Source organism: Weissella cibaria KACC 11862 (assembly GCF_000193635.1).
In the GTDB taxonomy this organism is placed as follows: domain Bacteria; phylum Bacillota; class Bacilli; order Lactobacillales; family Lactobacillaceae; genus Weissella; species Weissella cibaria.
The window spans coordinates 19,285-30,723 of record NZ_AEKT01000019.1 but is presented as its reverse complement, the minus strand read 5'-3'; the positions used below and the strand labels follow the sequence as shown (position 1 = coordinate 30,723).

General features: G+C 47.1%; 16 protein-coding genes and 1 riboswitch. Of the genes, 15 read left to right on the top strand and 1 reads right to left on the bottom strand.

Features of this window, described 5'->3' with window-relative positions; all coding sequences use genetic code 11:
* The first annotated feature begins 75 nt into the window (after window positions 1-75).
* From ESE_RS0103490 to ESE_RS0103430, 14 genes are all read left to right on the top strand, one after another.
* Complete coding sequence (locus ESE_RS0103490) at window positions 76-918, top strand: aldo/keto reductase (protein ID WP_010371298.1); 843 nt, start codon at window positions 76-78, stop codon at window positions 916-918.
* Window positions 919-1,126: 208 nt separating this feature from the next.
* Entirely contained in the window at window positions 1,127-1,975 is an 849-nt protein-coding gene (locus ESE_RS0103485; protein WP_010371294.1) for a DegV family protein, read from the top strand.
* Between the two features lie 215 nt (window positions 1,976-2,190).
* Window positions 2,191-2,952, top strand: coding sequence for a matrixin family metalloprotease (locus ESE_RS0103480; protein WP_010371292.1), 762 nt, complete (start codon window positions 2,191-2,193; stop codon window positions 2,950-2,952).
* Window positions 2,953-3,007: 55 nt separating this feature from the next.
* The gene (locus tag ESE_RS0103475) at window positions 3,008-3,439 is read left to right on the top strand and encodes a DUF1810 domain-containing protein (RefSeq protein ID WP_010371289.1); all 432 of its coding nucleotides are present in this window, start codon (window positions 3,008-3,010) and stop codon (window positions 3,437-3,439) included.
* Between the two features lie 258 nt (window positions 3,440-3,697).
* Complete coding sequence (locus ESE_RS0103470; protein ID WP_010371288.1) at window positions 3,698-4,294, top strand: thymidine kinase; 597 nt, start codon at window positions 3,698-3,700, stop codon at window positions 4,292-4,294.
* Window positions 4,295-4,300: 6 nt separating this feature from the next.
* A complete protein-coding gene (locus tag ESE_RS12260; protein ID WP_153280279.1) occupies window positions 4,301-4,453 on the top strand; it encodes a hypothetical protein in 153 nt (50 codons plus the stop codon).
* 98 nt (window positions 4,454-4,551) lie between these two features.
* The gene (locus ESE_RS0103460; RefSeq protein ID WP_010371283.1) at window positions 4,552-4,878 is read left to right on the top strand and encodes a DMT family transporter; all 327 of its coding nucleotides are present in this window, start codon (window positions 4,552-4,554) and stop codon (window positions 4,876-4,878) included.
* On the top strand, window positions 4,878-5,201 hold the full coding sequence (locus ESE_RS0103455) for a DMT family transporter (protein WP_010371280.1): 324 nt from the start codon (window positions 4,878-4,880) through the stop codon (window positions 5,199-5,201). Before ESE_RS0103460 ends, ESE_RS0103455 begins: the two co-directional genes overlap by 1 nt.
* Window positions 5,202-5,350: 149 nt before the next feature.
* A riboswitch (FMN riboswitch) is annotated at window positions 5,351-5,493 on the top strand.
* A gap of 169 nt (window positions 5,494-5,662) precedes the next feature.
* On the top strand, window positions 5,663-6,217 hold the full coding sequence (gene ribD / locus ESE_RS12460) for a bifunctional diaminohydroxyphosphoribosylaminopyrimidine deaminase/5-amino-6-(5-phosphoribosylamino)uracil reductase RibD (RefSeq protein ID WP_174855493.1): 555 nt from the start codon (window positions 5,663-5,665) through the stop codon (window positions 6,215-6,217).
* A 9-nt stretch (window positions 6,218-6,226) separates the two neighbouring features.
* Entirely contained in the window at window positions 6,227-6,688 is a 462-nt protein-coding gene (locus tag ESE_RS12455) for a RibD family protein (protein ID WP_235048785.1), read from the top strand.
* Window positions 6,688-7,275: a riboflavin synthase gene (locus ESE_RS0103445; RefSeq protein ID WP_010371279.1), complete on the top strand. Its 588-nt coding sequence runs from the start codon at window positions 6,688-6,690 to the stop codon at window positions 7,273-7,275. Before ESE_RS12455 ends, ESE_RS0103445 begins: the two co-directional genes overlap by 1 nt.
* A gap of 5 nt (window positions 7,276-7,280) precedes the next feature.
* The gene (locus tag ESE_RS0103440) at window positions 7,281-8,474 is read left to right on the top strand and encodes a bifunctional 3,4-dihydroxy-2-butanone-4-phosphate synthase/GTP cyclohydrolase II (RefSeq protein ID WP_010371276.1); all 1,194 of its coding nucleotides are present in this window, start codon (window positions 7,281-7,283) and stop codon (window positions 8,472-8,474) included.
* 15 nt (window positions 8,475-8,489) lie between these two features.
* On the top strand, window positions 8,490-8,954 hold the full coding sequence (gene ribH, locus ESE_RS0103435) for a 6,7-dimethyl-8-ribityllumazine synthase (protein WP_010371275.1): 465 nt from the start codon (window positions 8,490-8,492) through the stop codon (window positions 8,952-8,954).
* A 106-nt stretch (window positions 8,955-9,060) separates the two neighbouring features.
* Complete coding sequence (locus ESE_RS0103430) at window positions 9,061-9,867, top strand: TraX family protein (RefSeq protein ID WP_010371272.1); 807 nt, start codon at window positions 9,061-9,063, stop codon at window positions 9,865-9,867.
* Window positions 9,868-9,918: 51 nt separating this feature from the next.
* Here ESE_RS0103430 and msrB read toward each other — a convergent pair whose 3' ends face one another.
* Complete coding sequence (gene msrB, locus ESE_RS0103425) at window positions 9,919-10,356, bottom strand: peptide-methionine (R)-S-oxide reductase MsrB (protein ID WP_010371269.1); 438 nt, start codon at window positions 10,354-10,356, stop codon at window positions 9,919-9,921.
* 169 nt (window positions 10,357-10,525) lie between these two features.
* On the opposite strand from msrB, the gene ESE_RS0103420 reads away from it, so the two are divergent.
* Complete coding sequence (locus tag ESE_RS0103420; RefSeq protein ID WP_010371265.1) at window positions 10,526-11,434, top strand: ATP-binding cassette domain-containing protein; 909 nt, start codon at window positions 10,526-10,528, stop codon at window positions 11,432-11,434.
* The last annotated feature ends 5 nt before the right edge of the window (window positions 11,435-11,439 follow it).

The following is an 11,439-nucleotide window of genomic DNA, read 5'->3' as shown; positions in this document are numbered from 1 at the left end:
CTTTACCTGACGGCGTATCATGATGCTTGTAGTTAAAGCAGTCAATGAATAATGAAGGTAACGAGGTGTAAGGAAATGTCATTTTTGCATGAAACATACACGTTAAATAATGGGATTCAGATTCCTAAGGTCGGCTTAGGAACGTGGCAACAAACCAAGCAACAAGCCCACGATTCAGTGGCTGCTGCCCTAAAGGCCGGGTATCTTTACGTTGATACCGCCCAAATGTATCAAAATGAGGATGCGGTTGGCGCAGCAATTGCTGAATCAGGCATTGATCGCGCAACATTGACGATTTCAACGAAAATTGATGCCAGCATTAAGAACTATCAAGATGCGGCCCGCTCAATTGATGAGTCGTTAGCAGCGTTGGGAACTGATTATATTGATTTGCTGTTGATCCACGCCCCACGACCATGGAATCAAATGGCTGTGCCAAACGTGCGCCCAGTAGCCGGCAATAATTACTACGAGGAAAACTTGGCGGTTTGGCGTGCGATGGAAGACGCAGTTAAGGCTGGCAAGGTCAAGAGTATTGGGGTGTCCAACTTTAATAACGAGGACTTGAAGAACATTCTGGATGCGGCCGAAATTAAGCCAGTTGTTAACCAAATTATTTACCACATTGGCATGACGCAAGACGTGAACCAACCGTTTACGGAAGCCAATGGGTTGCTAGTACAAGCGTACAGCCCAATTGGAACGGGTCGTTTGCTCCGCATGCCTGAACTGCAGGAAATTGCGGCACACTATGATCGTTCTGTCGCGCAGTTGGCGATTCGGTATGCGTTGGCCAAAGGGACGTTGCCACTACCAAAGGCTAACCACCCTGAGTATGTGGCGCAAAATGCGGATGTTGATTTTGAGATTACTGCTGCCGATATGGCCGTGCTCGACGCTATTGAGATGCCGTACTAATAATGACAATTTAAAAACCACCTGGTTAGGCGCGTGCGCGAATCAGGTGGTTTTTAGTGCTGACGTATTTTTTAAAAGTGGGTTGCTAGGTTTTGCTTACAAAAAACGTTGTAAAAATCGGACTTTATGTGATATAGTTTTAGATACTAGATGAATAAGTTTTGAAAACGAATTAACTTACAAATATTTAGTAACGAGGGGAAACGAGATGACTAAAGTAAAAATTATTACCGATTCAACAGCACGCTTGACGCCTGAAGAAGTCGCGCAGTACGATATTTCAGTTGTGCCGCTTACCGTGATGATCGACGGCACTGTTTATCACGATGGGGTGTCAATCACGCCAAGTGAATTTATTGAGAAGATGGCCGCATCTAAAAATTTGCCAACGACATCGCAACCTTCGTTGGGGGCGTTTACGGAAGTTTACGAAACAGTACCAGAAGACGTCGAAGTCCTTTCACTACATTTGACGCACCATTTGTCTGGGACAGTTCAGGCGGCTGAACAAGCAGCACGCTTGGTGCCCCATGACATTGTAGTCTGCGATTCTAACTACATCGACCGGGCTTTGGCCGCGCAAGTTTTGGTAGCCGGCCGGATGGCCCAGGCTGGGGCATCGCGTGATGAGATTTTGGCCGAATTACAACGTGTTGAGGATAATACTGAATTGTATTTGACGGTGACGACACTGAAGAATTTAGTCGCTGGAGGGCGCTTGTCGAAGGCGTCTGGGCTAATTGGCACATTGCTGGATATTAAGCTGGGCGCTCACGTACCATTGGGGAAAATTACGATGGAAGTCAAGGGCCGCGGTAAGAAAACGATTAAGGGATATCAAGATTTGATTTTCGAGCGGATGCACGCCGAGCCGAACGGCATTGCAGTGATTGGTATTTCACACGCGGATGCAGCTGAAGAGGCCGAGCAATTAGCTGCCCGGGCACGTGATGAATTCCCAGAGGCGATTGTTGATATTGCAGAAACGACGCCAATCGAATCAACCCATGCTGGTCCAGGTGCGATGGGAATTTCATATCTAAAAAATTACGCATAATAACAAACGAGGAGAACTGGTTATAAACAGTTCTCTTTTTTTGCGCGTATTGCTGGGGAGAATATTCAAAAAGGTTGCCTAAAATAACCAAAACGGGTGCGATACGGCAGTAGAATTAAGGGTAGGATATCAAGCAGCCCATACACGGGGAACCTTTTTAACGCCGTGATGGCAGCAAACGACCTATGATTAGTGTCTCGGAGGGGGTGTGACACGTGCCAGATGATGAATTAGACCGCAAAATTTATGAACTGTATGGCATTAATGAACAGGCTGCCCCGCAACCTGAGCCACGGAAACGGCGGGGATGGCGCAAGATTGTTTATACGGCCATTATTTTGTTGCTGGTGTTTGGGTCGCTTGGTAGTAGTATCGAACCTATCATGAACGCGATTAATTATCAGTCGCGTCGCCGTCAGTTAAATGACGTGACCATTACGCAGGCCGACCGGGAAAATCAACAATTACGGCAGGCCGGTAAATTTGGACCAACAAGCGATAGTTATGGCATGTATGTTGGCCACAATGATGAGCTAACCGTCGCGATCATGACCAGTGATTTTCAAACGACGACCCCAAATGTTGAAAAGGCGTTGCACGGTGCAATTAAGTTTTGGCGCCAACAATCTGATCAGCAAATTCATATTAAATTAGTCCCCGTGACGCAGAATGCGGATGTGATTGTTCGTGCCGGTGAGATGGGGGACGAAGGGACGGATTCAGGAACCCATGCACTGGCATGGATGAATTCACAGTCGGGTGAGTTGCGCGTGTCAGGTGATATCTTGACGCTGTCCAATCAGAATACATTAACTAAAACACTGGCGCATGAATTAGGGCATGCACTTGGCCTGGGTCACAGCATGAACGGGCATAATATTATGAGCGCGATTCTGTCTCCGCAGGCGGATGAGGTGACGCATAAACAATTGCAACACATTACCGACTATCAACAGTTGTCGGACACTCGCCAATAAGACAGGGCTAATTATGTGCTAGAATAGGGTCAAAATACGGATGAGGTGACATGTGATGGATGAAGCATTAGCAAACGATATCAAGCGATTTATTTTAGCGCAAGACGAGGCCAATAGTTTTCAAACGGCAGTAGATGAATTAACGGCGGGTAAAAAGGACTCACACTGGATGTGGTGGGTGTTCCCACAATTACGGGCCTTGGGAACCAGCGAACGCGCGGTTTACTATGGGCTGGCTGATGCTGATGAAGCACGGGCATACTTGGCAAACGATACGCTGCAAGAGCGTTTGCTCAAGGTGACCAATATTGTGTTGGGTCTGACAACGACTGATATCGAAGCAGTGTTCGGGGATGTGGATGCCCGCAAGTTGCAAGCAGCTTGGACTCTGTTTGAAGCAGTGGCCACTGATAAGACACCATTTGTGACTGGTTTGGATCGTTACTTTGATGGCGAACGCCACTCCGCTACGCTAGCTGAAATTTAAATAAACGCTAAAAGACTGCTGGTATATCTGGCGGTCTTTTTTGTTCGGAAGTGTTTCATGTTCATCAACCTAACGGAAAGTTATGTTCGTTATTTAAGCGGGAGCCTGGCGATAAGCCAACCATGTCAAGCGGTTTTTGAAATTCAAAAGCGAACATTCGTGAAAATTGTCCGGTTTATCGTTTGGTAACGGCGCTTGCAAAATCGGCAAAAGCGCGTAAACTAAATCGAGTTAAAAATAGTTTTTGAGGTGAGTTGGATGTCGCAATTAACGTTTGTATATGGCACGATGGCTTCGGGAAAGTCCATCGAAATCTTGAAAGTGGCACACAACTATAAAATCCAAGGCCGTCGCCCATTGTTATTGACGTCGGCACTGGATGATCGCACAAAGATTGGCGAAGTATCCTCGCGTATCGGGTTGCGTGAGACAGCTGGCATCATTCATGATACGGATGATTTAATGGCGTTAGTCACGTCGGCTGATAAGTTGCCAGATATCGTCCTGGTTGATGAAGCACAATTCATGACGCGCCAACAGGTCATTCAGTTGGCAAATGTGGTCGATGATTTGGACATTCCTGTCATGGCGTTTGGCTTGAAAAATGATTTTTCAAATCGGCTCTTTCCAGGGTCTGAAGCATTGCTGATTTTTGCTGATAAGTTACAAGAAATGAAGACGTTGGATTCGTTTGGCACTAAGAAAGCGACGATGAATTTACGTATTCACGATGGTAAGCCAGTGTATGAAGGGGAGCAAATCGAAATTGGGGGCGATGAGGCTTATTTACCAGTTTCGCGCTATCACTATTTTCATCCAGATGAGCAAGCTTTGGCGGAACGGTTCGGTAAGTAGGGGGATATGATGAAACAGGGAATGACAACATACGTGGTTCGTGATCAATTAGGCACGCATTTTTACGAAACGAATACCATTAGTAATGCTGAAATGTTTGCGCGGGCGCATTCAAATAATGTGCACCGTATGAGCGTTGTTGAGCGCAAAGTTTACTAAGCTGACCAGCACTGTTCTGTTATTCCGGCCAAAATTATCCGAAATGGCACAGAAACTAGTATAATAATCACATTAAGTAAGTGATTAGGAGCAAAAGCATGTTAAAGAATCCGTGGCTCAAGATTATCTTGGCAATTGGTTTTGAAGATGGTTGGGTTGTGGGTATTAAACATGCGCACACCCCATTGATGTGGGTTGCAACGCTAATTGCATTAGGATTGTCAATGTTACTGTTTTTAACAGCTAGCGAACAACTCCCGGTTGGCACCGCCTACGCAGTATTTGTCGGCCTTGGTACCGTGGCAACGGTGGTGACCGGCTGGGTCGCATTTGGTGATGGTATGACAATCGCGGAATTAGTTTTCTTGGTCATTTTATTAGGCGGCATTATTGGTCTGAAATTATTGGCGGAGGAAAAGGCGTAATGGCATGGGTATTTTTAGTCTTAGCAGGCTTGATGGAAGTGTCAGGTGTCATCATGATTAATGAGTGGCAGAAACGACGCGCCTGGTGGGCCGCTACTGGTATGGCGGTAGGCGGGGCACTTAGCATTGGCTTACTCACGCTGGCCTTGCGTGATATTTCGATGGGTACCGGATATGCAATCTGGACCGGAATTGGGGCCGCTGGTGGGACAATTGCCGGCATGTTGCTGTACAACGAGTCCCGTGATTGGAAGCGCATTTTGTTTATTAGTATGATTATTATCGGAGCTGTTGGCTTGAAGTTAACGACGGGTCGCGGTTAACTAATTTAAAAAATAACGAATAACGTTGAAGTACCGGTATGACTGCTTTTTAGGGGTCATGCCGGTACTTTTTGTTAGGTGCGTCAAAAAATAAGGGTTTACAAATTATTCATGAGAACTGTATGATGGCTGTGTTAAATAAATAATCAATAAATCTTCGGGGCAGGGTGAAATTCCCGACCGACGGTGATGGCGTATGCCTCAGTCCGTGACCTGGGTTGTGATTAAGCAATCCGGTTGATGCAGTGTGAATCTGCAACCGACAGTAAAGTCTGGATGGGAGAAGATATCAAAATTTATCGCGTTAGTGGCTTATTTTTTTGGCCCCTTTACGCAGTTTTTTCGATACCCAAAACGAGGTGTCAGACCGATCAAAGCCTGATCGGTCCTGGCAACAGCCCCAAGTTTGCTGATATAGCAGACTTGGGGCTTTTTTACTACCCGGAGTAGTTAGGGGAAACATGGATGATTTAACAATGATGCAGTTGGCGTATCAAGCCGCGCAACAAGCTGATCCGGCCGCAACGTGGGAAAACCCGCGGGTTGGGGCGGTTATAGTGAAGGATGGCGCCGTTATCGCGACAGGGTACCATCACCAATTTGGTCATCAGCATGCGGAGGTCGCGGCGATGAATCAGGTGGAACATCAGGCGGATCTGGTTGGGGCCACGATGTATGTCACGTTAGAACCGTGTGCGCACGTCGGTAAGGTCGGTGCTTGTGCAGATGCACTCGTGGCGGCGAAGTTGGGGCGGGTTGTAATTGGGCAAGGCGATCCTAATCCGCACGTCAGTGGCCGTGGTGTTGCCAAATTACAGCAGGCTGGTATCGCAGTCACACTGCTTAACCAGCAAGGTAGTACGGCACTAAACCCAGCCTTTCATCATTTTTTTGAAACGCAACGGCCCTATGTCACGCTGAAGTTAGCACAAAGCATCGATGGGTTTATTGCTGCCAAACGGGGACAAGCCACTAAATTAACTGATGACCAAGCGAATGTGGCGATTCATCAGTAACGTGCCCAAATGAGTGCCATTATGGTTGGCAGCGAGACGGCCTTAACTGATGCACCACAACTGACCGTGCGCCATGTCCCAATCACACACCAACAACCGTGGCGCGTGATTGTCGATCGGCGGGGGCGCTTGCAACATCATCCGGCCTTTTTTGATGATCGGACGTTGATTTATACGACAAACACCACGTTTGCCCAGCAGGTGCCACAAGCGGTGTCTTTCGACGGTGAACTAGACACGTTGTTGGATGATTTGGGACAACGTGGCATCCAATCATTGCTGGTTGAAGGCGGCGGAGCGCTAGTGCGTGCCTTTCTAGCGACTAATCTCTGGCAACGTTTTGATATTTACCAAACGGACGCTGTGTTAGGAACTGGCATTAAAGGCGTGGTGGGCAATCAGGGCCCCGTTGCAACACAGACACGTGTTGGTAATGCGCTACATCAAGTCATTTACAGGGAGGCGAAGTAATGTTTACAGGAATCGTATCTGAAGTTGGGCAAGTGGTCGCCTTGACTAAGCGAAATGAAAAAGAACGCCGTTTAGCGATTAAAACAGCATCTGCTTATTTTGCAGACGCAAAACTAGGCGACAGTATCATGGTGGACGGCGTTTGTTTGACGATTACGACATATAACGATCACGAGGCCACTTTTGATGTCATGGTGCCAACAATGGCTGTCACCCGGATGCAAGACTATCAGGTTGGTGAAGTCGTTAACTTAGAGCAAGCCATACGGGCAGGTGATCGGTTTGATGGTCATTTTGTGTTAGGGCATGTTGATGGGACTGGAACGATTACAACAATGTCACAAACTGACGAAACAGTCTATTTAACGATTACTCCGGCAGACCAGGGGCTGATGCACCAAATTGTTACGAAAGGGTCAATTGCGGTCAATGGTGTGAGCTTGACGGTCGTGACGGCTAGTGCGACGGCGTTTGTGATTGCGTTAATTCCGCATACCTTAACGCATACGATGTTGCGTACTGTTCAAACCGGTGACGTCGTTAATTTGGAAACTGATGTATTAGCGAAGTATTTGACGAAGGAGTAAACAAAATGAATCAAGAAATCCGACAGCGTGTCGAGCGCGCAATTACGGCGCTTAAACAAGGCCAATTGATTATTTTAACGGACGATGCCCAGCGTGAGCATGAGGGCGATTTAGTGGGGTTAGCCTCATTTGCAACAACTGAAAACGTTAACCGGGCTTTACGCGTTGGGCGTGGCGTGTTGTGCGCACCGATGTCTGCCGAACGAGCGGCACAATTACAACTCCCGCAAATGGTCGCAACTAATACGGAAAAATTTGGGACGCAGTTCACGGTGAGCGTTGACCATAAAGGGACGACAACGGGTGTATCTTCGGTCGATCGGGCGCAGACATTGCGGGAATTAGCAAATCTGTCAGCGCAATCAACAGATTTTGAACGCCCAGGCCACATTTTTCCGTTAGTTGCCGTTCCTGATGGCGTGTTAGCACGAGCTGGTCACACGGAAGCAGCCGTTGATTTGGCTAAGTTGGCAGGGGTACCACCAGTCGCCTTTATTATAGAAATTCTAGACGCAGATGGTCGGATGGCACGTGAAACGGCGTTGGCTGATGTGGCATCATCGGAAAAATTAGTGACATTGACGATTGCGGAACTGATTGCGTACCGCCAAGCGTTAGTGGAACGACCAAATCGGATGGGGCCAACGATTAAGCTGCCAAGCGCGTACGGCGAATTTCGTGTAACGGATTATACAGTGGCTGGCCGTGAACCGGATTTGTTAATTCAAAGTACTGTGACGACAGATGAAGTGCCATTAGTTAGATTGCACTCCGAGTGTCTAACCGGTGAGGTGTTGGGGTCATACCGATGCGAATGTGGGCCACAACTACACGAAGCGCTCCACCAGATTGATCAGCAGGGTGGCGCCGTTGTTTACCTGCGTCAAGAAGGGCGTGGTATTGGACTCGCTGAAAAGTTGCGTACCTATGTGTTGCAAGAAAATGGCTATGATACGTTCCAAGCGAACGAACACCTCGGCCATCAACCTGATGAACGCGATTATGCCCAGGCTGCCCAAATCTTAAAAGATGCTGGTTATCAAAAAGTACGTTTATTGACGAATAATCCAGCCAAAATTGATGATTTAGCCAAGCACGGAATTGAAGTGGTTGAGCGCGTGCCATTGATTGTCGGCGTTAATGAAGTCAATGCCGGATACATGGCCACGAAGCGCGATAAGTTTTCACACATGATTTAAAAGGAGTAAATTCAGATGACAACAGTTACAGGAACGCTAACGAAGCACGAAGGACGTCATATTGCCATTGTGATGAGTCGATTTAATACGCTAATCACTGACCCACTGCTAGCGGGGGCAAAAGAGGCATTGACGATGCATGGGGTGCACATGGCAAATATCGATGTTTACATCGTGCCCGGCGCATTTGAAATTCCACTAGTAGCCGAGAAAGTGGCGAACACCGCTAAGTATGATGGCATTGTCACGCTGGGCGCCGTTATTCGTGGTGAGACTGATCATTACGATTTGGTGATTAATGGGGCAATGACTGGAATTGCCCAAGTTGGCTTGAAGACTGGTGTACCAACGGTATTTGGTGTGTTAACTGCTGATACACTTGAGCAAGCACAACATCGCGCTGGGGGTAAGGCCGGTAACAAGGGGAGCGAAGTTGCGTTGGCATTACTCGAGTTATTGGCAGTTGTTGATGCTATCTAGTGCACGTACCTTTTTCTGAAATGACTCTTTTGTGTTGCCAAACGATATTAGATAACGTATAGTATTGTGTGTTGGTTAATAAGAGTTATTTTTGAGGGGATGTACAATGCTTGCTAAATTACAAGAACGTTATGGTCTAACAAGTTTTACGCTAAAAGTGATCGGTATTATTTTGATGGTCTCGGACCACATTCACCAGATGTTTGCATACGTTGGTGCACCGGAATGGATGACAATGCTTGGCCGCGTGGTCGCGCCGATTTTCCTGTTTTTGGCAGCGGAAGGGTTCCATTACACACACAGTCGGATTGGCTATATGCGTAACCTTCTGATTGGGTTTTGGATTACCAGCGTGATGGAAGTTATCTTGCAAACGCAATTGCCAAATGAACACGTTGTATTGATGAATGCAATTTTCGGCACGCTGTTTTTGGGCGTGATGGTGATGTGGATTTGGGATGGCTTGAAGCACCCGATTGCGAATAAGAAGGCCTTTGCCTGGAGCATGTTGGGGATTATTTATTTAATTGGGTCAACGGCTTTAATGGCTGTGATGCTGAGCTTTGCAGCAACAGGAAACGTCTTGCCAATGCGGATTTATATGGTGGCGGTACCGAATTTGATGAATATTGAGGGTGGCGTCGTATTCTTGCTGTTGGCATTGATTTTCCACATTTTCCGGGAAAAGCGAGCTGTGGCCTTATTGTTGTATACTGCCTTTAGTTTGTGGATGCTTTTCCAAAGTGCACAACATGGTTTCTCAGATATCCAGTGGATGATGATCTTTGCGGTGCCACTACTGGCGTTGTATAACGGTAAGCAAGGACGCAAGGATAAGTGGTTCTTCTACATTTTCTATCCAAGTCACTTGGCAGTGTTGTATATTATTTCGACCGTGTTCTTCAATAAGTAGAAAATTAAAAAAAGAGGTTGAGACGGATAATGACGTCTCAACCTCTTTTACTTACTCGAATAATGATTTGTACTCACCGTAACCAGACTTTTCAAGGTCGGCGACGGGTACAAAACGCATCGCAGCTGAATTGATGCAGTAGCGCAGACCGCCGGCAGCCATTGGGCCATCAGTGAAGACGTGGCCGAGGTGCGAGTCGGCATCAGCAGATTTCACTTCGGTCCGGAACATACCGTGCGAGGTGTCGAGGTGGCGCTTCACCCGCTTTTTTTCAATGGGTTTGGTAAAAGAAGGCCAACCACAACCAGCGTCGTACTTGTCAGTTGAGCTAAACAAGGGTTCACCGCTAACGACATCAACGTAAATCCCGTCATCAAACCAAGCGTCATATTGGTTGTTAAAGGGTGCCTCGGTCTCCGCTTCCTGCGTTACAGCATATTGTTCGGGGGTCAAACGATTTCGTAGTTCATCTTGATCATATTTAGGCATAATGTTCACGCTCCTTTGGTGCCAATTCTACTGGTTTGCTGGGAGGATGCAAGTCTTGTAATATGAAGAAATGACAACTGACAAATTAGAATTTCTCTAATCATTTGTAAGAAAATTGAGTTAGCGGTACTATCAGAGTACTGATTAACGGAAAGTGGGTGTGGATGAGATGATTGAGTTTCGACATATTTCGAAGATTTACCAAGGCCAAGCGGCGGTAAATGATTTGAATTTGACGATTGATGCAGGTGAACTATTCGTCTTAGTTGGGCCAAGTGGTAGTGGGAAAACAACGGCCTTAAAGTTGATTAATCGTTTGGTGGAGCCGACAGATGGCGATACCAATGTGCGTGGCACACGGGCAATTGACTATAAATTAGAAGATCTCCGTGGTGGCATTGGATACGTGCTACAGAATTCGGCGTTGTTTCCGAACATGACGATTTTTCAAAATGCTGGGATTCAGCTTGAAGCTAGCGGGGTCACATTGGCTGACCGGCAAACGCGGGTGAATGAGCTGTTGGACCGGGTCGGATTAGACCATACAAATTATGCGCAACGCATGCCAAATGAATTATCTGGTGGTGAGCAACAACGGGTCGGCATTGTCCGGGCGTTAGCGGCCGAACCAGATATTATTTTAATGGATGAACCGTTCAGTGCATTAGACCCTTTGTCACGACGCTCTTTGCAAGATTTGGTGCTAGAATTGCACGCAGATTTAGGGACGACGATTTTGTTTGTGACCCACGACATGGGTGAGGCGCTACGTTTGGGAAATCGCATTGGTGTCATGTATGATGGTGTGTTGCAACAAGTCGGATCACCACAAGAAATTACGACACATCCCGCAAACGAATTGGTGGAAACGTTGTTTAGTGAACGACGCATTGCACTTATTCAAGACGTCTTGGATGCTGGTTTCGGACAAGCAATAACGACGCCAGCCACGATGACATTGGTGCCAACTGATTCTGTTGCAACGCTGTCAGAGGCATTGTTGACGCATGATACTGTGACAGTGGCGGATGTCAGTCTGACAACGGCTGATTTATTGCGTTTTGTCGCAAGGGGGTAGTGACG